The 25,000-nt window shown below is 42.8% G+C and carries 27 protein-coding genes; 22 read left to right on the forward strand and 5 right to left on the reverse strand.

From position 1 onward, the window contains the following. Positions 1-56 precede the first annotated feature (56 nt). Positions 57-539, forward strand: coding sequence for a DNA-directed RNA polymerase subunit delta (gene rpoE, locus ABFG93_RS12605; protein ID WP_347548378.1), 483 nt, complete (start codon positions 57-59; stop codon positions 537-539). 330 nt (positions 540-869) lie between these two features. Continuing rightward, entirely contained in the window at positions 870-2,486 is a 1,617-nt protein-coding gene (locus ABFG93_RS12610; protein ID WP_347548379.1) for a CTP synthase, read from the forward strand. Between the two features lie 147 nt (positions 2,487-2,633). Here the strand turns inward: ABFG93_RS12610 and ABFG93_RS12615 are convergent, their stop codons facing one another. After that, entirely contained in the window at positions 2,634-3,164 is a 531-nt protein-coding gene (locus ABFG93_RS12615) for a DUF2529 family protein (RefSeq protein ID WP_347548380.1), read from the reverse strand. A 190-nt stretch (positions 3,165-3,354) separates the two neighbouring features. Between ABFG93_RS12615 and ABFG93_RS12620 the strand changes: the two genes are divergently transcribed. From ABFG93_RS12620 to ABFG93_RS12660, 9 genes are all read left to right on the forward strand, one after another. Continuing rightward, positions 3,355-3,723 carry a response regulator gene (locus ABFG93_RS12620; RefSeq protein WP_347548381.1) on the forward strand — a complete coding sequence of 123 codons (369 nt, stop codon included), beginning with the start codon at positions 3,355-3,357 and terminating at the stop codon, positions 3,721-3,723. Between the two features lie 296 nt (positions 3,724-4,019). Continuing rightward, positions 4,020-4,883, forward strand: coding sequence for a class II fructose-1,6-bisphosphate aldolase (fba, locus tag ABFG93_RS12625; RefSeq protein ID WP_347548382.1), 864 nt, complete (start codon positions 4,020-4,022; stop codon positions 4,881-4,883). A 186-nt stretch (positions 4,884-5,069) separates the two neighbouring features. Continuing rightward, positions 5,070-5,723 carry a fructose-6-phosphate aldolase gene (gene fsa / locus ABFG93_RS12630; protein ID WP_347548383.1) on the forward strand — a complete coding sequence of 218 codons (654 nt, stop codon included), beginning with the start codon at positions 5,070-5,072 and terminating at the stop codon, positions 5,721-5,723. Positions 5,724-5,832: 109 nt separating this feature from the next. Then, complete coding sequence (locus ABFG93_RS12635; RefSeq protein WP_347548384.1) at positions 5,833-7,122, forward strand: UDP-N-acetylglucosamine 1-carboxyvinyltransferase; 1,290 nt, start codon at positions 5,833-5,835, stop codon at positions 7,120-7,122. 93 nt (positions 7,123-7,215) lie between these two features. Continuing rightward, entirely contained in the window at positions 7,216-8,184 is a 969-nt protein-coding gene (gene glpX / locus ABFG93_RS12640; protein WP_347548385.1) for a class II fructose-bisphosphatase, read from the forward strand. A 449-nt stretch (positions 8,185-8,633) separates the two neighbouring features. Beyond that, the gene (gene rho / locus ABFG93_RS12645) at positions 8,634-9,899 is read left to right on the forward strand and encodes a transcription termination factor Rho (protein WP_347548386.1); all 1,266 of its coding nucleotides are present in this window, start codon (positions 8,634-8,636) and stop codon (positions 9,897-9,899) included. Positions 9,900-10,054: 155 nt separating this feature from the next. Further along, positions 10,055-10,261, forward strand: a complete 207-nt coding sequence (rpmE, locus tag ABFG93_RS12650; RefSeq protein WP_347548387.1) for a 50S ribosomal protein L31 — start codon at positions 10,055-10,057, stop codon at positions 10,259-10,261. A gap of 296 nt (positions 10,262-10,557) precedes the next feature. Further along, positions 10,558-11,184: a thymidine kinase gene (locus tag ABFG93_RS12655; protein WP_347548388.1), complete on the forward strand. Its 627-nt coding sequence runs from the start codon at positions 10,558-10,560 to the stop codon at positions 11,182-11,184. A 236-nt stretch (positions 11,185-11,420) separates the two neighbouring features. Further along, entirely contained in the window at positions 11,421-11,789 is a 369-nt protein-coding gene (locus ABFG93_RS12660) for a hypothetical protein (protein ID WP_347548389.1), read from the forward strand. Positions 11,790-11,826: 37 nt separating this feature from the next. Here ABFG93_RS12660 and ABFG93_RS12665 read toward each other — a convergent pair whose 3' ends face one another. Beyond that, positions 11,827-13,161 carry a CoA-disulfide reductase gene (locus tag ABFG93_RS12665; RefSeq protein WP_347548390.1) on the reverse strand — a complete coding sequence of 445 codons (1,335 nt, stop codon included), beginning with the start codon at positions 13,159-13,161 and terminating at the stop codon, positions 11,827-11,829. Positions 13,162-13,303: 142 nt separating this feature from the next. On the opposite strand from ABFG93_RS12665, the gene prfA reads away from it, so the two are divergent. The 5 genes from prfA to ABFG93_RS12690 all read left to right on the forward strand — a co-directional run bounded on the left by prfA (position 13,304) and on the right by ABFG93_RS12690 (position 17,672). Beyond that, a complete protein-coding gene (prfA, locus tag ABFG93_RS12670; RefSeq protein WP_347548391.1) occupies positions 13,304-14,374 on the forward strand; it encodes a peptide chain release factor 1 in 1,071 nt (356 codons plus the stop codon). 4 nt (positions 14,375-14,378) lie between these two features. Further along, a complete protein-coding gene (gene prmC, locus ABFG93_RS12675) occupies positions 14,379-15,227 on the forward strand; it encodes a peptide chain release factor N(5)-glutamine methyltransferase (RefSeq protein WP_347548392.1) in 849 nt (282 codons plus the stop codon). Positions 15,228-15,320: 93 nt separating this feature from the next. Continuing rightward, positions 15,321-15,929, forward strand: coding sequence for a stage II sporulation protein R (gene spoIIR, locus ABFG93_RS12680; protein WP_347548393.1), 609 nt, complete (start codon positions 15,321-15,323; stop codon positions 15,927-15,929). 73 nt (positions 15,930-16,002) lie between these two features. After that, on the forward strand, positions 16,003-16,443 hold the full coding sequence (locus ABFG93_RS12685) for a GNAT family N-acetyltransferase (RefSeq protein WP_347548394.1): 441 nt from the start codon (positions 16,003-16,005) through the stop codon (positions 16,441-16,443). Between the two features lie 188 nt (positions 16,444-16,631). Further along, positions 16,632-17,672 carry an L-threonylcarbamoyladenylate synthase gene (locus ABFG93_RS12690; protein ID WP_347552832.1) on the forward strand — a complete coding sequence of 347 codons (1,041 nt, stop codon included), beginning with the start codon at positions 16,632-16,634 and terminating at the stop codon, positions 17,670-17,672. A 45-nt stretch (positions 17,673-17,717) separates the two neighbouring features. Here ABFG93_RS12690 and ABFG93_RS12695 read toward each other — a convergent pair whose 3' ends face one another. Next, positions 17,718-17,978, reverse strand: coding sequence for a DUF2533 family protein (locus ABFG93_RS12695; RefSeq protein ID WP_347548395.1), 261 nt, complete (start codon positions 17,976-17,978; stop codon positions 17,718-17,720). Positions 17,979-18,118: 140 nt separating this feature from the next. Between ABFG93_RS12695 and ABFG93_RS12700 the strand changes: the two genes are divergently transcribed. Then, positions 18,119-18,676, forward strand: coding sequence for a manganese efflux pump MntP (locus ABFG93_RS12700; protein WP_347548396.1), 558 nt, complete (start codon positions 18,119-18,121; stop codon positions 18,674-18,676). A gap of 99 nt (positions 18,677-18,775) precedes the next feature. Here the strand turns inward: ABFG93_RS12700 and hflC are convergent, their stop codons facing one another. Next, positions 18,776-19,708, reverse strand: a complete 933-nt coding sequence (gene hflC, locus ABFG93_RS12705) for a protease modulator HflC (RefSeq protein ID WP_347548397.1) — start codon at positions 19,706-19,708, stop codon at positions 18,776-18,778. Further along, entirely contained in the window at positions 19,701-20,663 is a 963-nt protein-coding gene (hflK, locus tag ABFG93_RS12710; RefSeq protein ID WP_347548398.1) for an FtsH protease activity modulator HflK, read from the reverse strand. Before hflK ends, hflC begins: the two co-directional genes overlap by 8 nt. Before the next feature lie 154 nt (positions 20,664-20,817). Between hflK and ABFG93_RS12715 the strand changes: the two genes are divergently transcribed. The 5 genes from ABFG93_RS12715 to upp all read left to right on the forward strand — a co-directional run bounded on the left by ABFG93_RS12715 (position 20,818) and on the right by upp (position 24,669). After that, complete coding sequence (locus ABFG93_RS12715) at positions 20,818-21,444, forward strand: low molecular weight protein arginine phosphatase (RefSeq protein ID WP_347552833.1); 627 nt, start codon at positions 20,818-20,820, stop codon at positions 21,442-21,444. 2 nt (positions 21,445-21,446) lie between these two features. After that, positions 21,447-21,890, forward strand: coding sequence for a ribose 5-phosphate isomerase B (gene rpiB, locus ABFG93_RS12720; RefSeq protein ID WP_347548399.1), 444 nt, complete (start codon positions 21,447-21,449; stop codon positions 21,888-21,890). Between the two features lie 14 nt (positions 21,891-21,904). Beyond that, the gene (locus ABFG93_RS12725) at positions 21,905-22,477 is read left to right on the forward strand and encodes a TIGR01440 family protein (protein WP_431522001.1); all 573 of its coding nucleotides are present in this window, start codon (positions 21,905-21,907) and stop codon (positions 22,475-22,477) included. 137 nt (positions 22,478-22,614) lie between these two features. Beyond that, positions 22,615-23,862, forward strand: coding sequence for a serine hydroxymethyltransferase (gene glyA, locus ABFG93_RS12730; RefSeq protein WP_347548400.1), 1,248 nt, complete (start codon positions 22,615-22,617; stop codon positions 23,860-23,862). A 177-nt stretch (positions 23,863-24,039) separates the two neighbouring features. Beyond that, the gene (upp, locus tag ABFG93_RS12735; RefSeq protein WP_347548401.1) at positions 24,040-24,669 is read left to right on the forward strand and encodes a uracil phosphoribosyltransferase; all 630 of its coding nucleotides are present in this window, start codon (positions 24,040-24,042) and stop codon (positions 24,667-24,669) included. The last annotated feature ends 331 nt before the right edge of the window (positions 24,670-25,000 follow it).

Here is a 25,000-nt window from a genome sequence, read left to right on the forward strand (position 1 = left end):
ACAACAGATCCTTGATTAAAGAAGCGTGTATTCAATTGAAAGGGAGTGCCGATATCATGAGTAGTTTAAAGCAACTATCAGCTGATGACATTCAAGAAACATCCATGATTGACATTATGTTTTATATCCTGCAGGATCAAAAGAAACCAGTTTCTTTCTATACACTAATGGATCAAATCGGGAAAATGAAAGGGTATAATTCTGCTGAACTTCAAGAAAGACTCGCTGAAGTTTATACAAACCTGAACACTGACGGTCGATTTGTTACACTTGGAGACAACCAGTGGGGTTTAAAAGGCTGGTATCCTGTTGAGCAATCACAGGAAGAGCTTGCAACAACAATTAAACCAAAGAAACGTAAGAAGTCTGAGGACGAACTTGGATTTGACGAAGACGCTGAAGATGATCTTGAAGATCTTGAAGTAGATGATCTAGATGATTTCGACGACGACGATTTTGATGACGATACAGAAGACTTAGACGACGATGATGATATTGATGATGACGATGATGAGGACGAGACAAAAGAAAAGAAATAATTTTTGTCGCTTCTTGACTTTCAGTAACGAAATCGGTAGAATCATTTTTGGGCTTCACCAATAAACTAATATAATTATAGATACGATATAAAAACAAAAGTGCCCCCCATTTTTGGGACAGGTGCCACTTTTGTTTTTTTGTTTTTATATAGTGATCAGTGTAACTCTTTACATGAGTCGCTGCGTAATCAGAATAAGTGAACCTTCCGTTAAGTTGATCTAATTGTAACAATCAGCATTGATTTTATTTAAAAATATAAAATCAGTCGTTTCAGATGAATCCTCTTCCTTTCTAGAAGGGCAGAATACAAACCATGAGGGGGCAGAAATATGACCACAGGTAAACAGAAGAAGTATATTTTCGTAACAGGCGGCGTTGTTTCTTCGCTAGGTAAAGGAATAACAGCAGCATCACTTGGACGTCTTTTAAAAAACCGAGGCGTGAGCGTAACGATTCAGAAGTTTGATCCATACATTAACGTCGATCCAGGGACAATGAGCCCGTATCAGCATGGAGAAGTATTTGTTACGGATGATGGTGCTGAGACTGACCTTGATCTTGGACACTATGAGCGCTTTATCGACATCAATCTGTCCAAGTACTCAAACGTAACCACAGGTAAAGTTTACTCGGCTGTTCTTCGTAAAGAGCGCCGCGGTGACTATCTTGGTGGAACAGTTCAGGTTATTCCCCACATTACAAACGAAATTAAAGAGCGTATTTTCCGAGCTGGAAACGAAACGAATGCGGACGTTGTTATTACAGAAATCGGTGGAACGGTAGGAGACATCGAAAGTCTTCCATTCCTTGAGGCGATTCGTCAGATCAAAAGCGACATTGGTAAAGAAAACGTAATGTACATTCACTGTACGCTTCTTCCTTACTTGAGAGCAGCTGGTGAAATAAAAACGAAGCCGACTCAGCACAGTGTAAAAGAGCTTCGCAGTCTTGGTATTCAGCCAAATGTAATTGTAGTGCGAGCTGAACAGCCTGTTCCTCAAGAAATGAAAGACAAGATTGCCCTGTTCTGTGACATTGATGAGCACGCCGTTATCGAAGCACAGGATGAAGACACGCTTTACAAAGTACCTCTTGAACTTCAAGCTCAAAAGCTTGATGAAATCACATGCAGCCACCTGAAGTTAAACTGTCAGGAAGCTGACATGGATGAGTGGAAAGAGCTTGTGAATAAGGTTCAGAACCTTTCAGCTAAAACTAAGATTGCTCTTGTTGGTAAGTATGTTGCTCTTCAAGATGCGTATATTTCAGTAGTTGAATCCTTAAAGCATGCAGGTTATGCATTTGATGCGGATATCGACATTAAATGGGTGAACTCTGAGACAGTAACACATGAGAACGCACATGAACTTCTTTCTGACGTTGATGGAATCCTCGTTCCTGGGGGATTTGGAGATCGCGGCATCGAAGGGAAAATCACAGCGATTCAATATGCGCGTGAAAACAAAGTTCCTTTCTTAGGAATCTGTCTTGGTATGCAGCTTGCTTCTGTTGAATTTGCGCGTAACGTATTAAACCTTGAAGGCGCTCATTCAGCTGAAATTAAGCCAACGACGAAGTATCCGATCATTGATCTTCTTCCAGAGCAAAAAGATGTGGAAGACCTTGGTGGTACCCTTCGTCTAGGATTATACCCATGTAAGCTGATTGAAGGCACAAAAGCTTACACAGCTTATAATGATGAAGTGGTGTATGAGCGTCATCGTCACCGCTATGAGTTTAGCAATCAGTATCGTGTTCAAATGGAAGAAGCAGGATTCGTCTTCTCAGGAACAAGCCCTGATGGACGTCTTGTAGAAGTGATCGAAGTGCAGGACCACCCGTGGTTTGTTGCTTCTCAATTCCACCCGGAATTTACTTCTCGCCCAACACGTCCACAGCCGCTGTTTAAAGAATTTATTGGCGCATCTATTGCTAACAATAGATAAACAGTAGCGAAGAAAAGCATCTCCTTCATGCGAAGGAGATGCTTTATTTTATTTTAGGAAAATATTTATTTTTGTATTTGATTAAAGTATCACAAAACTAGGACTTATTCCATAATGGACCTGGCGATCAGCTTTTCGAACTAGTCATTAAAAATCAAAGTCATGTTCTTCCAATATTTCCCTCGTTGTTAAGTGAAGGGCATGGTAAACGTATAGAGAAGTTAGTAAAGAGGGATACCCGATCCGTTCGCCGTCATCATTCGGAACAAGTCCTGCTGTTAAGCCTGTGTTGATATAGAAGTTCACGCTTTGTTCAAGAAGCGGATCAGCATCCTTACGAGTAGCGGAAATACCAACGACCGTAGCTCCCATTTCTTTATACTGATTCGCTCGATCGGCTGTTGTCTGATCATCATTAAATCGCGTGAATAAGATAACACAATCCTTATCAGTCAAAACCGATGGATCATGTAAAATAGCACTCGAAGGTAGCTTCTCAGTACCATAAACTGCTTCAAGAGCCGCTCCCTGAAGTTCATGCTCTCCATAGAAATAAACGGTCCCACCTCCAGTTATCGTTTGAGCAAACAGTCTCGAAATATCTTCAATGACCATCTCATGATTGTCTTGAATCCCTTTAAACTTACCCATCAACTGAGTAGTAAATATTTTAAGCATAAGACACTGCCTTTCTTTAGATAATGAAATAATTCTGAAATAGTTTTCGAATTGGTACGTTCGCGGTACTTATTATAACGCGTACAAGTATTCCTTGCGAATTACAGCCTGAAAGGTATAATCAGGAAGGGATTCACTAATTTAAAGCGAACTAATCTTATAAGACTAACCAAAAAGTAGGTGCTCACAGATGGACAAGAAAATTCTAATAGTAGATGATCAATACGGAATACGTATCCTTCTTAATGAAATCTTTCAAAAAGATGGCTATCAGACCTACCAGGCTGCAAATGGTGTTCAAGCCTTATCGATTGTTAAAAGTGAGGATCCTGACTTAGTTATCCTCGACATGAAGATTCCGGGCATGGACGGGCTTGAGATCCTAAAGCGCATTAAGAAGATGGAAGCCCGAGCACTCGTTATAATCATGACGGCTTATGGAGAATTGGATATGATCCATGAAGCGATGGATCTTGGCGCGATTACCCATTTTGCAAAGCCGTTTGATATTGACGAGATTAAAGCGGCTGTCAAAAAAGAACTTGCTGAACATTCTTAAGCTTGGATAGCGCTTACATAAACAAATCCCGTTAAATCAGGCTTTTTCCCTTCTTTTATAAAAGTGATATGCTATAATAGAACCGTGTTTTTGGATAGTTTGTAGAAGAGATTAATTGGATTCAGATTAACCTCAAATTCTTAAAGCGGGACATACATAAAATAACGTTGTTTGTGCCATCTTGAAGAAGAAAGTTTTTTCTGGATGTATCTGCATGCTCCATTGACAGGTATTTGTTATTAAGATGTTCCAGGTAACAATCTGGAGATTTTAAATTATATTGAGGAGGATTTATTATGCCTTTAGTTTCTATGAAAGAAATGCTCGACAAAGGTAAAGCAGAAGGCTACGCAGTTGGCCAATTTAACCTTAACAACCTTGAGTTCACTCAAGCGATCCTGCAAGCTGCACAAGAAGAGAAGTCACCAGTTATTCTTGGTGTTTCTGAAGGTGCTGCTCGTTACATGGGCGGATTCAAAACAGTTGTGAAATTGGTTGAAGCTCTTATGGAAGAGTACAAGGTTACAGTTCCAGTTGCGATTCACCTTGACCATGGTTCTAGCTTCGAGAAGTGTATGCAAGCGATCAACGCTGGCTTTACTTCTGTTATGATTGATGGTTCTCACTTCCCTCTAGACGAAAACATCGCTCTTACTTCTAAAGTTGTTGAAGCTGCACATGCAGTTGGTGTTTCTGTTGAAGCTGAGCTTGGACGCATTGGCGGACAAGAAGATGACTTAATCGTTGACGATGCTGAAGCTGCTTACGCAATTCCAGAAGAATGCGAGCGCCTAATTAACGAAACTGGTGTAGATTGCTTCGCACCTGCACTTGGTTCTGTACACGGCCCTTACAAAGGTGAACCTAACCTTGGCTTCGACCGTATGGAAACAATCAGTAAAATGACTGGTGTTCCTCTCGTACTTCACGGTGGTACTGGTATTCCAACAAACGACGTGAAAAAAGCAATCACTTTTGGACATGCTAAAATCAACGTGAACACTGAGAGTCAACTTTCTTCTGCTAGAGCAGTTCGTTCTGTTCTTGAAGAGAAACCAGACCTTTACGATCCACGTAAATATATGGGACCAGCACGCGACGCGATTAAAGAAACAGTTATCGGTAAAATGCGTGAGTTCGGTTCTTCAAACAAAGCATAAACTTCTTAAATCGGATTATCAAAACCGCTCGATCCCGAGCGGTTTCTGATTTCCGTTTTTATTTCCCCCTACCAACTACATTTAGACTATTTTTCATTTAATTTAAAATCAAATCAGCTCACGCAAAACAAAATATGTTAAAATTTTTCTCGTAAACGCTTTCTAAATTAAAGGAGGACGAACACAATGAAAATTTTCATAGATTCTGCCAATCTGAATGATATTAAAGAAGCTCACGATATGGGTGTTGTTGCTGGAGTTACGACAAATCCATCGCTTGTGATGAAGGAAAAAGTAAACTTCCATGATCGTCTAAGAGAAATTACAAGCCTCGTATCTGGATCTGTCAGTGCTGAAGTCGTATCGATGACGGCTGAGGAAATGATTGAAGAAGGCAAACAGCTTGCTGAAATCGCTCCGAACATTACAGTGAAGGTGCCAATGAATCGTGAAGGGATGAAGGCAGTTAAAGCATTCTCTGAAGCGGGCATTAAAACAAACGTAACGCTTGTGTTCTCTGCGAATCAAGCATTGCTTGCCGCTCGTGCTGGTGCTTCTTACGTTTCACCATTCCTTGGACGTCTTGATGATATTGGTCAAAATGGCCTAGATCTTATCTCTGAAATCTCTGAGCTATTCGCAGTACATGGGATTGAGACTGAAATCATTGCTGCATCGATTCGTCATCCAATGCATGTAACGGAAGCTGCTCTTCGTGGCGCTGATATCGGTACAATGCCGTTAAAAGTTGTTCTACAAATGCTAGAACATCCGCTGACTGATAAAGGAATTGATCAGTTTCTCTCCGATTGGGAAGAAGCAAAAAAAGAGATGGAATAACAAGAACAAATTGGCATGAACTTCCTGTTTTTGCCCATACTATTCTTAAGAAGTATCAAATTTCGACATCGCCATAGAAATAAGATACGGACGAAGAAGGGAGACCATTATGGAAAAGTTAATGATCGCTGGAGGTCACCGCCTGAGTGGAACCGTTCAAGTGAGTGGTGCCAAGAATAGCGCGGTTGCATTAATCCCGGCGGCTATTTTAGCAGACTCCACCGTCACGATTGATCATTTACCGAACATTTCTGATGTGGGAATTCTCCGGGATCTTCTTGAAGAAATCGGAGGCCAGGCTGAACTGAACGGAAATACATTAACTGTGAATCCACAGGACATGATTGCGATGCCACTACCGAATGGAAAAGTGAAAAGGCTTCGTGCCTCTTATTACTTAATGGGGGCGATGCTCGGTCGTTTTAAGAAAGCAGTTATCGGCCTACCGGGCGGATGTAATCTTGGCCCACGCCCGATTGACCAGCATATTAAAGGCTTTGAGGCGCTCGGTGCAAAAGTAACCAATGAGCAGGGTGCCATTTATCTCCGTGCTGATGAGTTAAAAGGTGCGCGCATATACCTTGACGTTGTGAGTGTTGGGGCAACTATAAACATTATGCTTGCAGCAGTACGTGCAAAAGGGCGGACAGTTATTGAAAATGCAGCAAAAGAGCCCGAGATTATTGACGTTGCTACGCTCCTTTCAAGCATGGGTGCGAAAATAAAAGGAGCTGGAACAGACGTTATTCGAATTGATGGTGTGGACGAGCTCAGCGGCTGCTATCATTCGATCATTCCCGACCGGATCGAGGCGGGTACATATATGATCATGGCAGCTGCGATGGGTGACGAAGTTGTGATTGATAATGTCATATCCCAGCACCTTGAATCACTTATAGCAAAGCTTCGTGAAATGGGTGTGAAAGTGGAGACAAATGAAGATCAAGTGTACATTCGCTCACCGCGTGAAGGATGGACAGGCGTAGATTTAAAAACTCTTGTATACCCGGGCTTCCCGACCGATTTACAACAGCCTTTTACTTCGCTCCTAACCAATGCAGATGGCAGTAGCATCGTAACAGATACGATCTATGGTGCAAGATTTAAGCATATTGACGAGCTTCGTAGAATGGGTGCAAATGTGAAGGTGGAAGGCCGTTCTGCCATTATTAATGGGGCAGTAAAACTCCAGGGTGCCAAAGTTCGTGCCTCAGATCTACGGGCAGGAGCAGCACTAGTTGTTGCTGGACTGATGGCTGAAGGGATTACAGAAGTATCTGGACTTGAGCACATTGATCGCGGCTATGAGCGACTTGTCGAAAAACTAAGCAATCTCGGTGCGAGAGTTTGGCGTGAGAAGTTGGATCAGGAAGAGTTGAAAGAAGTAGAAAGTTCTTAATATAACAGACATTAGGCGGTGTAAACCGCCCTTCTGTCATCTTTTCGTGTAAGCGTTTAAATAAAGAGATTGTGCGAATTGGGGGAGAGCATTATGGAAAGAAGTTTATCGATGGAACTGGTCAGGGTTACAGAAGCTGCCGCACTTGCTTCAGCCCGTTGGATGGGGAGAGGTAAGAAAGAAGAAGCAGACGACGCTGCGACAACAGCTATGAGAGACGTGTTTGATACAGTGCCAATGAAAGGAACAGTCGTTATTGGGGAAGGCGAAATGGACGAAGCGCCAATGCTTTATATCGGCGAGAAGCTAGGCACAGGTTATGGTCCTCGCGTAGATGTGGCTGTAGACCCTCTTGAAGGAACGAACATTGTTGCTGCCGGAACATGGAATGCCCTCGCTGTACTAGCAGTGGCTGATCACGGTAACCTGTTGCATGCTCCAGATATGTACATGGATAAAATCGCAGTTGGACCAGAAGCAGTTGGCAAAATCGATATTAACGCTTCCGTGCTCGATAACCTGAAAGCAGTTGCAAAAGCAAAAGGAAAAGACATTGAAGACTGTGTGGCGGTCATATTAGACCGTAAGCGCCACGAAAAGATTATAGAAGAAGTTCGCTTTGCAGGAGCTAGAATCAAATTGATCTCAGACGGTGACGTTGCTGCTGCTATTAACACAGCGTTCGAAGACACCGGTGTTGATATTTTATTTGGATCCGGTGGCGCCCCTGAGGGTGTCCTTGCTGCTGTAGCTTTAAAATGCCTCGGCGGTGAAATTCAAGGAAAGTTACTTCCACAGAATGATGAAGAGTTGCACAGATGTAAGGAAATGGGCATTGATGACATTTCGCGAGTGCTTTATATGGAGGATCTCGTTAAAGGCGACGATGCTATTTTTGCCGCTACGGGCGTAACAGATGGCGAATTATTAAAGGGTGTAAGATTCAAGGGAACAGCAGGAACAACACAATCTGTTGTTATGCGTGCAAAGTCAGGAACAGTTCGTTTTATTGACGGAAAGCATAGTTTGAAAAAGAAACCAGACCTCGTCATTAGACCTTAAATCAACGCTAAGTGAACACGGATCTCTCTTTTCAAGTTGAATATTCGTAGAGAATCTGGTAAAACTATAAGGTGCTGTATTATTTCAGCTAAACTTAACAAAGAAATCAAAGTTGTTAATAAATATATTGAAAGTATGATTTTTGGCTCATTCGCCCTGCGTTTCGTCTTCACAGTGCGGAAATGGGCTGGAAATCAACAAGGCACATGAACAAACCTAGGAATTCAGAGTAACGATTGCTAAGCAACACCTTCGTTGTGCACTTCCTCTACTCTCACTTAAGAGATGCCTGAATGGATCACATACTAGCCTCTCACAGGATCTCAACAACTCTTTCTCTCTTTCTTACTATTCACAAGTAAAATTGGTTAAATTCACCTTTTTGCTCTTGTTTTCTTATGTATTCACCGGGGTAAAACCTATTATTATATAAAAAGTGTGGTGTCAACATGGCAGTAAATTTATCAGAATTAGAACAAATGACATTAAAAGAACTGTATGAGCAGGCAAGGCTTTATAAAGTCTCTTATTATAGCAAGTTGAACAAGAGAGAGCTTGTTTTTGCCATCTTAAAAGCTCAAGCAGAACAGAGCGGTCTTCTTTTCATGGAAGGAATACTCGAAATCATTTCATCAGAAGGATTTGGCTTTCTAAGGCCAATCAATTACTCATCAAGTGCAGAGGATATTTACATTTCTGCATCTCAGATTCGCAGGTTTGATTTACGTAACGGAGACCGCGTTTCAGGAAAAGTACGTCCACCAAAAGAGAATGAGCGCTATTATGGACTCTTACACGTTGCTGCCGTAAACGGAGAAGACCCTGATTCCTCGAAGGAACGCGTCCATTTCCCTGCGCTTACACCGCTCTATCCTGAGAGACGAATGAATTTTGAAAACAAATCGGGAAGTCTTTCAACACGTATTATTGATATGATTGCACCGGTTGGCTTTGGACAACGTGGATTAATTGTCGCTCCTCCAAAAGCTGGTAAAACAATGTTGCTAAAAGAAATTGCGAACAGTATAACAACGAATCATCCTGAAACAGAGCTCATTGTTCTTCTCATTGATGAGCGTCCTGAGGAAGTGACGGATATTGAACGTTCTGTAGATGGCGATGTTGTGCATTCAACGTTTGATGAAACGCCAGATAACCACATCAAAGTAGCTGAGCTTGTCCTTGAACGTGCAATGCGCCTTGTTGAGCATAAGAAAGACGTTGTCATTCTTCTGGATAGTATTACACGTCTCGCAAGAGCCTATAACCTTGTTATCCCGCCAAGTGGACGTACGCTTTCAGGTGGTATTGACCCGGCAGCCTTCCATCGTCCTAAACGATTCTTTGGTGCTGCTCGTAACATTGAAGAAGGCGGAAGTTTAACGATTCTTGCTACGGCGCTAGTCGAAACAGGTTCACGTATGGATGATGTTATTTATGAAGAATTTAAAGGAACAGGCAACATGGAGCTCCATCTTGATCGCCGTCTTGCTGAACGTCGCGTCTTTCCAGCAATTGACATTCGTCGTTCTGGTACTCGTAAAGAGGAATTACTTCTTCCAAAAGAACAGCTTGAAATGCTCTGGACGATTCGTAAGAGCATGGATGATTCGTATGAATTTGTTGACAATTTCTTGAAACGACTTAAGAAAACGAAGGCAAATAGTGAGTTTTTCGATCTGTTTGAGAAGGAAAAAAGCGGTTCTTCCCGCTAATCATTTAACTGAATAAGTCTGTTCATGGCCAATTGCATTGTATGAATCTCCCTGCTATAATACTTCTATGTGTGCAGAAGCTAGAAGGCTTTCGGGCTTTCTAGCTTCAGATAACTCTGGTTCCTCAGGGATCAGGGCGGAAGGAGATGAAATTCATGAAACAAGCAATTCATCCTGGTTATGAAACAATCACTGTTAAGTGTGCTTGCGGTAACGAATTCGAAACTGGTTCTACAAAACAGGACGGCGTCAGCGTAGAGGTCTGCTCTGAGTGTCACCCGTTCTATACTGGACGTCAGAAGTTTAATGACGCTGGTGGACGTGTAGATAAGTTTAGAAGAAAATACAACCTTAAAGGTTAATAATAAAAACAGGCAAGTGTTACTTTCTTGCCTGTTTTTTTAACACTATAAGTTTGGCTCATTTCCACCGTTCGAGGAAGAAACGATTAGAGCAAATGAATTTGCTCACTCGTTTCTTCTCCAAACGTCTAATGAGCCAAAAATCGTGATAGCGAATAATAATTCCTCTATACATTTAGAATCGTTAATTAGAAAATGAATGAAAGTATAAGCAATAAACAAAGATAAAGGCTGTTGCCACAGAGAGGGCATTAGTGATTTTTAATGCCTATGCTGGAGAAAGGAGAAGCGGTTGCATGCATGTGATGAAACACAACGGCTGGATTGAGGTTATTTGCGGGAGTATGTTCTCCGGGAAGTCAGAAGAGTTAATCCGACGAGTGAAAAGAGCGACTTACGCAAAACAAAAAGTCCAGGTGTTCAAACCCAAAATTGATAACAGATACAGTGAAGAATCTGTTGTGTCTCATAACGGAATGTCAGTCATTGCTGTTCCGGTTGATCATTCAATAGCGATCCTTGACCGCGTCTCAGAAGATACGGATATGGTGGCGATTGATGAGGTTCAGTTTTTTGATAATGGAATTGTAGAGGTTGCCCAGCAGCTTGCTGATGAAGGTGTACGTGTGATCGTGGCTGGCCTTGACCAGGATTTCCGTGGGCAGGCATTTGGACAGGTCCCCGAGCTTCTAACGATTGCGGAATCTGTAACGAAGCTACAGGCGATCTGTGTTGTATGTGGGTCTCCAGCAAGCAGGACACAGCGTTTGATTGATGGCAAACCTGCTCACTTCGAAGATCCCATTATCCTTGTAGGGGCATCAGAATCATATGAACCACGCTGCCGTCATTGCCATAAAGTACCTGGTAAACCAACTGCAAGAGATAAACAGCAAGAAGGAATATCTAATGAAGTCCGATGAGTCGGGCTTCTTTTTTTATACTTTAAGAATAGCATCTCCATGTTTTATGATCTATGATCTAGCTGCAGTGACCAGGTCCTCGATCGCTTCACCTCACAAATCGAACACAATGAACGTGTTCAATTTGTGAGGCTCTAGCGCTTGTCGGACCTAAACCGTCACTTCCGCTTTTCTATATTTTAACTGCTTTATAGTTGAAGCAATTGGACACCTTAAGGTCAGGAGGTGACTGATGTATGAAAGTTTTTTCTTGTATGATGATGGTGTTTGTTCTCGTTGCGTCTGCCTGTTCGCCACTTAAGCCGCCTGAAGCGAATGGCCAGGGGGGAGAGGGACAGGAGTTGAATTCGGATATTAATCTGAATCCTCAATCCTATCGGAATATGGCAGTAGAGAAGCCGACAATTAGTGATGATCAGGATAAAATTCGAGAAGTGGTTGAGGCAGAAGGATTTAATGCCGGAGCAGTTTCAATTACGGGGAATCATGCCTGGGTGAATGTGAAATTTAAAAATGACAAGAATGTGAGTGAGCAAAAGAAAATCCTGGCCACAAAAATTTATAATGCGGTTCCACGTTATAAAATTCATGTTCGAGCACGATAAAACCCTCTCCGCTGGAGAGGGTTTTAATGTCTCAAGTTTAATGCTGGGCGCGTCGCGCGGCCTGTTGCAATGGATCCCATACGCTGTTATAAGGTGGAGCATAGGCAAGATCAAGATCTTCAATGTCATGAAGCGTCATCTGATGGTAAAGCGCTGTTGCGAGCACGTCAACCCGTTTATCGACGCCATATTTTCCGATGAATTGACCACCGAGAATGCGTTCGTTATCATCACGGAAAATAATCTTTACACGAAGTTCCCTTGCCTCCGGATAGTATCCTGCAATGTCCGTTGCATCTGTTGCACAGCTCTTGAACGGCAGGTTTAATTCCTCTGCTTCTTTCGTTGAGAGGCCGGTACGTCCAAGCGTTAAACCGAAGAACTTGATAACGGATGTACCGACAATGCCTTTAAACGTATTAGGCTGTCCAATGATGTTCAGGCCGGCAATACGCCCTTGCTTATTGGCCGTAGTACCGAGCGGAACGAAGTCATCTCGTTCCTTTACACGGTGGAAGTGCGTGGCACAGTCCCCGGCTGCGTAGATGTCCTCTTTGCTTGTTTGCATATAGCGGTTAACCTGAATCGCGCCATTTTGCCTTGTATGAAGAGCACATTCTTTTAGAAAATCAGTATTTGGTTTTACACCGACTGAGACTAATACAAGATCGGCGTCATATTCGCCTTTGTCCGTTACAATTTTTTTCACGCGGGTGTCTCCTTTAAAGGATTGAACACCTTCGTTGGTATGCACTGAAACCTCGTTCCGCTCTGCCTCCTCATGGATTAATTCAGCCATATCCTCATCGAAAATACTTGCAAGATGTGCCCCTAGTTCAATAATCCGTACATTTTTACCGAGCTCTCTGAACGTTTCAGCCATTTCAAGACCGATATAACCGCCACCAATGACAGCTACGTTTTTGACTGATTCATCGAGATCTGAAATGACTTTTTCAGCATCGGGTATGGTTTTTAATGTATGTATTCCCTCAAGCTCAATTCCATCCCAGTCCGGTTTAACTGGACTGACGCCTGTCGCAATTAAAAGCTTATCGTAGTTTTCCGAAAAGGCTTTACCTGTTTGAAGATTCTTCCCGGTTACGATTTTCTTCTCAGCATCAACGCTAGTGACCTCGTGATAGACCCTCGCATCAATTCCATATTTATCACGGAACGTTTCAACTGATCTTGCAATTAACTTATCGGAGGATTCGATCTTTCCGCTAATCACGTACGGAAGCCCACACTGACCATAAGAGTAAATATTTCCTTTTTCAAGTGTGACGACCTCTGCTTCCTCATCATTCCGAATAATTTGCATTGCTGCGCTCATTCCTGCAGCGTCACCGCCAATAATCACAATTTTCATATGCCAACAGCACCTTTCAACAATCGTTTCTTCTATAAAGTTTACCCTTATTAAAAGAAGTTCAAGCAGTTTTTGCTTTTGACGGGGTAAATATCCTATACTATAATTAGAATGTTATGCAACGAAAACGAGGTGAAAGATCTTGTTAGACCGTTTAGAAATTGTAGAAGAACGTTATGATAAGTTAAATCAGTTGTTAAGTGATCCTGAAGTCATTAATGACACAACTAAACTCCGCGAATATTCCAAGGAGCAGTCAAGCCTTGAGGAAACCGTGCAAGTTTATCGTGAATATAAGGAAATCCTTCAAGGTATTAAAGATGCGAAAGCGATGCTAGAAGAAGAAAAAGATGCAGAAATGCGTGAAATGGTAAAAGCAGAGCTTTCTGAGCTTACTCCTCAAGAAGAAGAGTATGCTGAGCGTCTAAGAGTCCTTCTCCTTCCGAAAGATCCGAACGATGATAAGAACGTTATTATTGAAGTTCGTGGAGCTGCTGGTGGAGACGAGGCGGCCCTATTTGCTGGCGATCTTTATAAAATGTACAGCCGTTTTGCTGAAATGCAGGGTTGGAAGTCTGAAGTCATTGAGTCCAGCTCAACTGAGCTAGGCGGTTTTAAGGAAATTATCTTCATGATTAATGGAGACGGAGCTTACTCCAAAATGAAATATGAAAACGGCGCGCACCGTGTTCAGCGTGTTCCATCAACGGAATCAGGTGGCCGAATTCATACTTCAACAGCAACAGTTGCTGTTCTCCCTGAAGCAGAAGAAGTGGAAGTTGAAATTCACGACAAAGATGTTCGTGTTGATACCTTTACTTCAAGCGGACCTGGCGGACAGAGTGTTAACACCACGATGTCAGCTGTTCGTTTAACACATTTACCAACAGGTGTGGTTGTTTCCTGTCAGGATGAAAAGTCACAAATTAAGAACAAAGAAAAAGCGATGAAGGTTCTTCGTGCTCGTGTTTACGATAAGTTCCAGCAGGAAGCACAGAAAGAGTACGATGATAACCGTAAATCAGCCGTTGGTACAGGGGACCGCTCAGAGCGAATCCGTACGTACAACTTCCCACAAAATCGTGTAACAGATCACCGTATTAACCTCACGATTCAAAAGCTCGATCAAATTCTTCAAGGGAAGATGGATGAATTTATCGATGCGCTTATTACGGAAGAACAAACACGATTGATGGCGGAAGCTGGAGAGTGACCTTATGACGACTGTATTCGAAGCCCTTAACTGGGCTTCTTCTTTTTTAGAATCCCATGGCAGAGAAGCATCTGCAGCAGAATGGCTTATGAAGCATGAGCTTGATGTATCCCGTACAGAGCTATTGCTCATGCTGAGAGACGACATGCCTGACTATGAGATATTTCAGGATAAAATACGTAAGCATGCAGGTGGTATTCCTGTTCAGCATATTGTGGAAAAAGAAGAGTTTTACGGCAGAATGTTTCGCGTTAATCATCACGTGCTTGTGCCCCGTCCTGAAACAGAAGAGCTAGTGGAAGGTATTCTTTCCCGTGTGCGAAAACTATACCCTGATCCAGCAGGTGTATCGATCGCAGATATTGGAACAGGTAGCGGGGCGATTGCAATCAGCCTTGCTCTTGAATTAAACAATAGCGATGTCACGGCTGTTGACCTTTCTGAACAAGCGCTCCAAGTAGCGAAAGAAAATGCCGGGTTTCTTCGAGCGCCAGTGGCGTTTTTGCATGGTGACTTGCTTGCGCCATTAGCAGGCCGCAAGCTGGATATTGTGGTATCTAACCCACCTTACATCTCAGAAAAAGATTATCAGGCGCTGGATCCCCTGGTACGTGACCATGAACCGATGCAGGCACTTGTTGGAGGCGAAGATGGCTATGACTTGTATCGTCGTCTAGCAGCCGATCTTCCAGCCGTTATGGCGAGTCCAGGATTAATTGGTTTTGAAGTAGGAGAAAAGCAGGCGAGAACGGTTGCCCGGATGCTCGAAGTGTCCTTTGTAGATCGCATTCAGGTCGAAGTTGTGAAGGACATCAGCGGCAAGGAGCGAATGGTTTTTGGTATCGTAAACTAGTCCCGTCGAAATAGCTCGCATTCTGATGAAGAGTTCTACGTTTAGAACGTTGTATTCTGGCCAGAATGAGAGCTAGAAGGGACGGGATACAAGATGAATCAAAAAGGACTTATAAATCTATTAATCTCCATTTTTATTCTTGCTTCAAGTCTCCACAGTTCGGAAGCTGCTTTAGCAAACCAGCAGGTAATTCCAGACGAAGCGATTCGTCTTCGCATTTTAGCAAACAGCAATAGTGAGGAAGATCAGATGGTGAAGCGTCGCATTCGTGATCAGGTGAATGAATCAATCAACGAATGGGTTGCCGATTTAACTTCGATTGAAGCGTCAAGAACTGTTATTAAAAATCATTTAGATGAAATTAACAAAATCGTAGAAACAGAGCTTAAAGGAATCGGAAGCAATGATTCATTTCGTGTAACGTTCGGAGAAGTCGCATTCCCAACAAAGCTGTATGGCGAATTTGTTTATCCGGCGGGTGACTATGAGGCTGTGCTAATTAAGATTGGAGAAGGTCTTGGGGATAATTGGTGGTGTGTGTTATTCCCACCTCTTTGTTTCCTTGATTTCTCGAATGGTGATGCGGTACAGGCTGAGGAAGAAACAGCTCCTGCTGAGCCTTCTGAAGAAGTTGAAGTGGACTTCTTTCTTGTGAAAATCATTGATGCGATCACAGATTGGTTCAAAGGCCTTTTCAATTAATTGGTCTATCATCCTCCTTTCACGCATAAGTCGTTAGTAGAACGAGTTTATGCTTATAAAAAGGCGGAGGAGGATGATTGATTTGTTCCTTGTAAGAAAAGCAACAGCTGCAGATGAAACAGCGGTTTTTAATATTGTAAAACAGTCTGGCCTTGAAGTGGACGGGCTTCCTGATATTGAATCGTTTCTTATTGCTGAAACGGAAACAAAAGAGCTGTTTGGTGTCATTGGTCTTGAAACGTTTGAAGCTTCAGGACTTCTTCGGGCACTGGTGTTAAACCGTTCCGAGTCAACCTCAGAACGGTTGCTTCGTTTCTTTGAACAGGTGATTCAATTCTCTAAGAAATGCCAATTGGACGAGTTGTATCTCACATCAAACGAAGAATCGTTGTTCTTTCAAGTTTTTGGTTTTTCGACAATTACCCATGAGGAACTTCCGATTCATATGAAGAACAACAGGTTATTCACAGATCAAGCAAATGAGCGGGTGATTATGCGAAAGCAGCTTCAATAGGGCAAATCATCAACATTGTTATACACAGATCGAACGTATGTTATCCACATTATGTGGATGGATAATAGTTGAAGGCGCGAAAGCGTTTTTAAGAATTGTGTAGAATTCTGTGGAATAACCTCTTATTATCCCGAAATAAGCGGGTTTATAAGCTATTAACGCGTAAGAGGGTGAATAATGTGGAAGGTATCCACACAAATGTTTGGTATGTGGATGAAAATGTGGATATAGAAAAATATTATCCACAGATTGTGGAAGCAGCAGAATGTTTGAAGCGAGATGAGGTCGTTGCTTTCCCAACGGAAACGGTCTATGGACTTGGCGGGAATGCATTATCTGACCGGGCAGTGGCCAAAATTTTTGAGGCAAAAGGTCGTCCGGCTGATAATCCGCTGATCGTGCACGTTGCTTCTCGTCCACATGTGGAAAAGTTAGTTACTATGATTCCGAAGCAAGCCGATGAACTGATGAAAGCTTTCTGGCCAGGACCATTAACGATTGTTTTACCGGGAGGGCAGAGCGTTGCTTCAAATGTGACAGCTGGACTCGAGACGGTCGCAATTAGAATGCCTGATCATCCAGTCGCGCTTGCTCTATTAAAAGCGGCGAATTTGCCACTTGCTGCTCCAAGCGCAAACTTATCTGGAAAGCCAAGTCCAACAACAGCTCAGCACGTGATTCATGATTTAAGTGGTCGCATTGCAGGGGTTGTTGACGGAGGCTCAACCGGTGTTGGGCTTGAGTCTACTGTCGTTGACTGTTCAGGCGATGTAGTTACGATTCTTAGACCCGGGGGCGTGACAAAAGAACAGCTTGAAGAGGTTGTTGGCAAAGTGAACATTGATCCAGCTCTGAGTGATGACGGTCATCAACCGAAATCGCCGGGTGTGAAATATAAGCACTATGCACCATCTGCTCCAGTAACGCTTGTGGATGGTTCAAAACCCTATCTGCAAAGCATTGTGGATAAACAGAGAGAAGAAGGATTTAAAGTAGGGATTATTGCAACAGAAGAGTCGAAAGCATTTTATCATGCCGATCTTGTGATCCCCTGTGGAACAAGAAATGACCTCGTTTCAGTTGCAAACCGTTTATATGATGTTCTAAGGAAGTTTGATGAATCAGATGTAGATGAAATTTATAGTGAAGTGTTTACACATGAAGGGGTAGGAGCGGCGGTGATGAACCGTTTAACCAAAGCTGCTAGCAATCGTGTAATCAAAGAATAAAGCAAAAACCCGCTCAAGGAATCTTGAGCGGGTTTTCTAATTCATCTAACAATGTTTCTTTTGAACAAATTCCTCAACCATTGCATTCGTTACAAACATACGTGTCGGAATGCTGCCTTGCTTCGCTAGCTCGTTGATCTGAGCAGAAAGTTCGTTAATTCGGTCAGTTGTAAAAGGTTTGCCTGCCTGACAAAGTTCGACCGCACGTGTAATGGCTGCTTCTCGTTCCTTATCTAGTTGAACAAATAAGTTAATTTGCCGGTTTTTTTGGCGAAGCTGTTGTGAAATCCCTTTGTGAACGCTCATATTATGGTTTCCTCCAATGTGGCTCGTTTCTTAATAACTACCCTTAAGGAGCCTTTCGTAATCTATTATTCATTCTTTCTCTTCTATTTTCAAGAGAACGTGCATAAAAGTTGAATAGCACGTCCCGAGGGGGAGATGAAATGATTTCCAGTGCATTAATTGGAGAGCTTGCGACATTAAGCTTAATGGCTTTTGCTCTCGGTATGGATGCTTTTTCTGTTGGACTCGGTATGGGAATGATCCCACTTCGTCTTCGTCAAATCGCAAAAATAGGAGCTGTGATCGGCCTGTTCCATATGGGAATGCCACTTGGCGGAATGATGATTGGACGCCTTTTATCCGTACATTTCGGCACAATCGCTACTATGATTGGTGGAGGACTATTGCTTATGCTTGGATTACAGATGGCCGCATCTTCACTCTCTTCGAATGATAAACCATTTGTGACACCAATCGGTATTGGTCTCTTATTATTTTCGGTAAGCGTTAGCCTCGACAGCTTCTCGGTTGGCTTGAGTCTCGGCATTTATGGCGCAAGAGTAGTGGTTACCATTCTTTTATTTGGACTGATCAGCATGTTCCTAACGTGGGCCGGGTTAATGATGGGGAGAAAGTTCCGTAACTGGGTCGGCTCCTACAGTGAGCTTCTTGGCGGCTGCATTCTCTTTGGTTTTGGACTGAAACTCCTGATCATCTAGATGAGAGGGAGGTTTTATTACGAAATCGCGGATATACGTCTCATTTAGAGCAAAGTAAGGGCTGCTAGAGCACATGAAGGTCCCAGCAGCCTTAGCTTCCTACTCAGTAACCCCTTGTAATAACCTCGCATATGGCGAATCAGCAGGAAGCATAATCACCGTTTCATCGTTCAGTGTTGTTTTATAAGACTCAAGCGTACGATATAGCTCATAAAACTCCGGATCCTGACTGAATGCGTTGTTGTAAATTTTCGCAGCTTTTGATTCACCTTCAGCTCGAATTTCCTGAGCATCTGCGTCGGCTTTAGCAAGAATCGTATCTACTTCTTTATCTGTTTCCGCTTTAATACGATCAGAGTCAGCGTCACCCTGTGAAAGGTATTCCTGTGCTTTCGATTCCCGTTCAGATATCATCCGTTGGAAGACAGATTGCTCGTTCGCATCTGGAAGGTCGGTCCGTTTCATGCGAACATCGGTCACCTGGATTCCGTAAGCATCACGTTCTAACAGTTTATTCACCCGTTCGCGAACACGGTCATTAAAATTTCCCCGATTAGACTTTTCCTCATTAATAATTTCGTCATACTCTAATTGACCAAGCTCTGAACGAATCACAGAAAAAATGAATTCTCCCATTTTCGCCTCAGCATTTTCAATCGTTCTTGCATTACTAATCATATCCTGGGGATCACTAACCGACCAGACGGCATAGTTATCGACGGTCATTCGCTTTTTATCTTTAGTAGTAATCTCTTCTGGATTCACATCATAAAGCATTTGGTATTTCGGAAGCGTTGTAATCGACTGAATAAATGGAATCTTAAATTTCAATCCTGGCTTTGTTTCAATTTTCACAACGTCACCAAATTGACGAATTACCTTGTATTCTCCTTCTTTTACAATGAAAACGGTACTAAAAATGCCACCGATGATGATGAGAAGGAGGACGATGAGCAATCCAGTTTTAACAACTTTACCTGGATTCATTTTGCGCCTATGTTCATCCATATTAAAAACGTTTTGATCACTCATTCGTTTCACTTCCCTTCGGCTTTTCATTCTCGGTTTTTTTCTCCGCTGGCTGAATCGGCAAATACTTTACTGTGTCGCCGCCTTCGTCCATAATGTAAATCTTCGTATCAGGCAGGACCTCTTCAAGTGTTTCCAAAATTAGTCTTTGTTTGGTGATATCTGGATTGTTCTTGTATTCGTTATAAAGGGCGTTGAACGTCGCGACATCCCCGCGGGCCTGCTCAATTCGCTGTGCTTTGTCACCTTTTGCTTTTGAAATACGCGCATCCTTTTGTCCTTCAACAACGTTTAATTCCTGGTTTTTGTATTTCCTTGCCCCATAGATCGTCGTTTCCTTCTGTTCACGTGCGTCAACTACGTTTGTAAATGCTTTACGAACCTCATCATTCGGAAGTTCAACATCCTGTAGTTTCACATCAAGTATGGAGATGCCAATTTCGTAGCGGTCGATTAAATCTGTCAGCAGATCACGGACGTTTCCTTCGATTTCAGCCTTCCCGGATGTGAGCGCTTCATCTATTTCTGAGCTTCCGATGACACCTCTTAAGGAAGCGGAGGTGGCATTATATAGAATTTCTTTTGGTTCATCTGAATAGTAGAGATACTGCTTCGGATTCGTAATTCTCCATTGAACTACAAGGTCCGCGAGAACAATGTTCTCATCTCCAGTAACCATTTTCGTTTCCTCTGGATAATCAACGATTTTGCCATCTTCTTCATCATAGCCAAACGTCAAACTGAATGTTTCTCTCGGTAAAACATCTACCTGCTGAATTGGCCATGGGAGTTTGAAGTGGAGGCCGGCATCGCTAATCTCTTCATCTACTTTCCCAAATGTCATGATCACCGCCTGCTCTGACTCATCAACGGTGTACCAGCTTGTAACGAGAATAACTCCTAGGAGTAGAAATAGTACAACGGCCCCTGCAATAACTGCGATTTTTCTTTGCGACATGTGACTTCCCCCCTTGATTTTCTTCTAACGAGTATTACGTGCAGATGACAAAAAGGTTTCAAGAATTTCATATTTTTTCACATTTGTTCTGTTGGATTAGAGGGTGGATTTATCCCCCTGCATCTTTCATAATAAGGAAGGAAGGGAAGTGGACATGGTGAGAGTTGTATTTATATGCACAGGAAACACATGCCGCAGTCCAATGGCGGAAGTGATATTAAAAAATAGAAGCGAGAACATTGAAGTGAAGTCAGCAGGTGTGTTTGCGGCGAACGGGGCTCCGGCCAGCCATCAGGTGGAAACTCTTTTAACAGAGAAGAAGCTAGCTTTCACACATCGCGCTCAAATGCTTGATCGACAGCTTGCAGAATGGGGAGACATTCTTCTCACGATGACGAGTAGCCATAAGGCACTTGTTCTGCGAGATTTTCCAGATCTTGCTGACAAAGTCTATACATTGAAAGAGTACGCGGTGGATGAGGAAAAGTATGATGAGTATCAGCAAAAAGCAGCTGAGATCGAAATGAAGCGAGCGGCTTTTTCACATGATGTAACGAGCTTTGAAGGAGAAGAAGAACGCGTGAAGAGAAATGAGTTTGAAGCAGCTCTGACCAGGGATCTTGATGAATTGAGAGAGCTTGAGGATCAATTGCCTTCAATGGATATTTCTGATCCCTTTGGTGGTACAATTGAGCAGTATCGGGAAACCTATCATGAAATTGAAGCAGCGGTAGACCGAATGTTGGAACGGATGAATAGAGAAAACGGCCTGGAGGGATAGAAATGAAAGTAGCAATTGGAGCAGATCATGCTGGGGTAAACATTAAAGGGGACATCATCAATGTAATCAAGGAACTCGGGATGGAAGTAATTGATCTTGGCTGCGATTGTAATGATTCGGTTGATTACCCCGATTACGCCATTCCTGTAGCAGAAAAAGTAGCGACTGGTGAAGCTGACCGTGGAATTCTTATTTGTGGCACAGGCATTGGCATGTCGATTGCTGCTAACAAGGTGAATGGCATCCGCTGTGCGCTTGTCCACGATCTTTTCAGCGCAAAAGCAACCAGACAGCATAATGATACGAATGTCCTTGCAATGGGAGAGCGGGTCATTGGCCCGGGTCTCGCTGTTGAGATTGCCAGAGTGTGGCTTGAAACAGAATACGAAGCAGGGCGCCATGCGAGAAGAGTTGGAAAAATCACGGAGTACGAAGCGAAAGCATAAGGGGGGCGTTACCTTTGGATGAACAGACAGTAAATCAGCTGACACAGCATACATCAGAAGCGCTTCAGGATTTACAGATTGATGCTCGCCTCACAGAGCGTCATTTGCTTGTGATAGGGATGAGTTCTAGCGAGGTAATAGGTAAGAGAATTGGGACTTCTGGTACTACCACGGCTGCGGAAGCGATCTTTGAAAGCGTTCGTTCCTTCCAGAGGAAAACAGGTGTTCAACTTGCATTTCAATGCTGCGAACATTTAAACCGTGCCCTCGTTGTGGAACGTGAAACAGCGTACGCGAAAAGGTATGACATTGTTGCTGCCGTTCCAACAGCGAAAGCAGGCGGATCAATGGCTACATATGCCTTTAGTCAAATGAGTGATCCGGTTCTTGTGGAGTTCATTTCCGCTGATGCGGGAATTGATATTGGTGATACGTTTATTGGCATGCACATTAGACATGTTGCTGTTCCTGTTCGAAGCATGCATAAATCGATTGGTCATGCCCACTTAACGATGGCTCGCTCACGCCCGAAACTCATTGGTGGAGAACGTGCGTCTTATCCAGGTAGAAATGAGCACTGCTTTTAAGTTGAAAACCGAACGATAATATAGTTAATTTATCTAATGTACGGATTCGATCTTATGTGGTACAATGCAAACTAGATTGAATCACTCCTGTTCGTGTAAACGAATGGAAATTTGTGTGGGATGGAAAGGGGATATCAATGCAAAACCTGGCAAAGCAGGATCAAGAACTTTTACAGGCAATGAAAGAAGAACTTGGTAGACAGCGCAGCAAGATTGAACTAATTGCATCAGAGAACTTTGTATCACAAGCTGTTATGGAGGCTCAAGGGTCAGTTTTAACAAATAAGTACGCGGAAGGTTATCCTGGCCGTCGTTATTATGGTGGCTGTGAATATGTCGATGTCGCTGAAAATATCGCAAGAGACCGTGCGAAGCAATTATTCGGTGCGGACCATGTAAACGTCCAGCCGCATTCAGGCGCACAGGCAAATATGGCTGTTTATTTCACAATCCTTGAGCAGGGAGATACGGTTCTTGGAATGAACCTTTCTCACGGTGGACATCTCACACACGGAAGTCCGGTTAACTTTAGTGGAGTGCAGTACAACTTCGTTGAGTACGGAGTTGACAAAGAATCCCATCGTATTAATTATGATGATGTTCTTGAAAAAGCCAAGACGCATCGTCCAAAATTGATTGTTGCTGGTGCAAGCGCGTATCCACGCGAAATTGATTTTAAACGTTTCCGTGAGATTGCAGACGAAGTAGATGCATACTTGATGGTTGATATGGCGCACATTGCAGGTCTTGTGGCGACAGGTCATCATCCAAATCCTGTTCCTTACGCACATTTCGTAACAACAACAACACACAAAACCCTTCGGGGCCCTCGTGGTGGTATGATTCTTTGTAATGAAGAATTTGCGAAGAAAATTGACAAGTCGATCTTCCCTGGTATTCAGGGCGGTCCCCTTATGCACGTCATCGCAGCGAAAGCAGTGGCATTCGGCGAAGCGCTTTCTGATGAGTTCAAAGCTTATTCAGAAAAAGTGATCTCTAATGCTAGAAAGCTAGCATCTTCACTTGAAAAAGAAGGCATTAATCTCGTTTCTAATGGAACGGATAATCACCTTGTTTTACTTGATCTTCAGAGCCTTGACATCACAGGTAAAGTAGCAGAAAAAGCGCTGGATGACATTGGCATTACAACAAACAAAAACACGATTCCTTTTGATCCACAAAGTCCATTCGTGACAAGTGGTCTTCGAATCGGAACAGCTGCCGTCACTTCTCGTGGATTTGGAGAAGCTGAAATGGAAGAAATCGCAAGCATTATTGGCGACGTTCTAAAACAGCTTGAAAATGAAGAGGTTCTAAAGAAAGCAGAAGAGCGCGTACACGCATTAACGGATAAGTTTCCGATGTACAAAAATCTTTCTTATTAAGTAGCAGTAAAAGCCGGAGGAAATTCTTCCGGCTTTTTTATAGGGATAAATAGACGACAAGCTCTAAGTAAGTGAATATTTCATCATCTTCTAAAAGCTTGAATCAGAGTGTGTTTTTCTGTAAAATTGCGAAGAAGATTTCTGAACGAAACCAAATTGAAAAGGGGAGAGCATCCGATGGGTAAAGTATACGTGTTCGATCATCCATTAATTCAACATAAGCTTACATACATTCGAGACGAAAAAACAGGTACAAAGGAATTCCGTGAACTTGTTGACGAAGTAGCTGCACTGATGGCTTATGAAATTACTAGAGAGCTTCCGACTGAAGAAGTGATCGTAAAGACACCGGTAACTGAAGCGAAATCAAAAGTTCTTTCTGGTAAGAAGCTTGGTCTTGTGCCAATTCTTCGAGCAGGACTTGGAATGACAGACGGCATCCTTAAGCTTATTCCTGCGGCAAAAGTAGGGCACGTTGGCCTTTACCGCGATCCGGAAACACTCCAGCCGGTCGAATATTACGTCAAACTCCCTGCAGATATTGAAGAGCGTGAATTTATCGTTATTGATCCGATGCTTGCGACAGGTGGATCTGCTGTTGAGGCGATCAACTCTCTTAAGAAGCGCGGAGCAAAGAACATTAAGATGATGTGTCTTATCGCAGCACCAGAAGGCGTGGAGCTGCTGCACGAAGCACATCCTGACGTGGACATTTACATCGCAGGTCTTGATGAAAAGCTAAATGAAAAAGGATACATTGTTCCTGGCCTCGGTGATGCTGGTGACCGCCTGTACGGGACGAAGTAAGGATCTTAGAACCTCTTCCGAATCGGAGAGGTTCTTTATTTTGGCTTTTGATTAAAGATAACGGTTAGGATGACAGTAAATGTGAAAAAACAGTGACAAAATTCGCAGTAATTAACAGGGAATCTTTACCTGAATCCTGTCAGTAAATCCATTCAGCTCTTGAAATCGTTATCATCCTTATTATTGCTGCCTTTTTTCAAAGAAAAGTTATTTGTGAAATTGATCACACCATTTCCCCTAAACACGTTGACATGATAGGCACCCTATTGTAGACTTACAAAGGGTATAGTGATAAGGTTTTCATTTGCTAAATAACCTTTTTAAGTGACAC

The sequence above is a fragment of the Pseudalkalibacillus hwajinpoensis genome (assembly GCF_039851965.1).
Taxonomy (GTDB): domain Bacteria; phylum Bacillota; class Bacilli; order Bacillales; family Guptibacillaceae; genus Guptibacillus; species Guptibacillus hwajinpoensis_E.

Coding starts and splice junctions, on each gene's coding strand:
- prmC (WP_347548392.1), top strand. CDS start 14,379: ATGACGACTGTATTCGAAGCCCTTAACTGGGCTTCTTCTTTTTTAGAA.
- glyA (WP_347548400.1), top strand. CDS start 22,615: ATGCAAAACCTGGCAAAGCAGGATCAAGAACTTTTACAGGCAATGAAA.
- rpoE (WP_347548378.1), top strand. CDS start 57: ATGAGTAGTTTAAAGCAACTATCAGCTGATGACATTCAAGAAACATCC.
- hflK (WP_347548398.1), bottom strand. CDS start 20,663: ATGTCGCAAAGAAAAATCGCAGTTATTGCAGGGGCCGTTGTACTATTT.
- ABFG93_RS12660 (WP_347548389.1), top strand. CDS start 11,421: ATGAAAGTTTTTTCTTGTATGATGATGGTGTTTGTTCTCGTTGCGTCT.
- ABFG93_RS12655 (WP_347548388.1), top strand. CDS start 10,558: ATGCATGTGATGAAACACAACGGCTGGATTGAGGTTATTTGCGGGAGT.
- rpiB (WP_347548399.1), top strand. CDS start 21,447: ATGAAAGTAGCAATTGGAGCAGATCATGCTGGGGTAAACATTAAAGGG.
- ABFG93_RS12615 (WP_347548380.1), bottom strand. CDS start 3,164: ATGCTTAAAATATTTACTACTCAGTTGATGGGTAAGTTTAAAGGGATT.
- rho (WP_347548386.1), top strand. CDS start 8,634: ATGGCAGTAAATTTATCAGAATTAGAACAAATGACATTAAAAGAACTG.
- ABFG93_RS12610 (WP_347548379.1), top strand. CDS start 870: ATGACCACAGGTAAACAGAAGAAGTATATTTTCGTAACAGGCGGCGTT.
- spoIIR (WP_347548393.1), top strand. CDS start 15,321: ATGAATCAAAAAGGACTTATAAATCTATTAATCTCCATTTTTATTCTT.
- rpmE (WP_347548387.1), top strand. CDS start 10,055: ATGAAACAAGCAATTCATCCTGGTTATGAAACAATCACTGTTAAGTGT.
- ABFG93_RS12620 (WP_347548381.1), top strand. CDS start 3,355: ATGGACAAGAAAATTCTAATAGTAGATGATCAATACGGAATACGTATC.
- ABFG93_RS12665 (WP_347548390.1), bottom strand. CDS start 13,161: ATGAAAATTGTGATTATTGGCGGTGACGCTGCAGGAATGAGCGCAGCA.
- upp (WP_347548401.1), top strand. CDS start 24,040: ATGGGTAAAGTATACGTGTTCGATCATCCATTAATTCAACATAAGCTT.
- glpX (WP_347548385.1), top strand. CDS start 7,216: ATGGAAAGAAGTTTATCGATGGAACTGGTCAGGGTTACAGAAGCTGCC.
- fsa (WP_347548383.1), top strand. CDS start 5,070: ATGAAAATTTTCATAGATTCTGCCAATCTGAATGATATTAAAGAAGCT.
- ABFG93_RS12635 (WP_347548384.1), top strand. CDS start 5,833: ATGGAAAAGTTAATGATCGCTGGAGGTCACCGCCTGAGTGGAACCGTT.
- ABFG93_RS12685 (WP_347548394.1), top strand. CDS start 16,003: ATGATTGATTTGTTCCTTGTAAGAAAAGCAACAGCTGCAGATGAAACA.
- fba (WP_347548382.1), top strand. CDS start 4,020: ATGCCTTTAGTTTCTATGAAAGAAATGCTCGACAAAGGTAAAGCAGAA.
- ABFG93_RS12700 (WP_347548396.1), top strand. CDS start 18,119: ATGATTTCCAGTGCATTAATTGGAGAGCTTGCGACATTAAGCTTAATG.
- ABFG93_RS12715 (WP_347552833.1), top strand. CDS start 20,818: ATGGTGAGAGTTGTATTTATATGCACAGGAAACACATGCCGCAGTCCA.
- ABFG93_RS12695 (WP_347548395.1), bottom strand. CDS start 17,978: ATGAGCGTTCACAAAGGGATTTCACAACAGCTTCGCCAAAAAAACCGG.
- hflC (WP_347548397.1), bottom strand. CDS start 19,708: ATGAGTGATCAAAACGTTTTTAATATGGATGAACATAGGCGCAAAATG.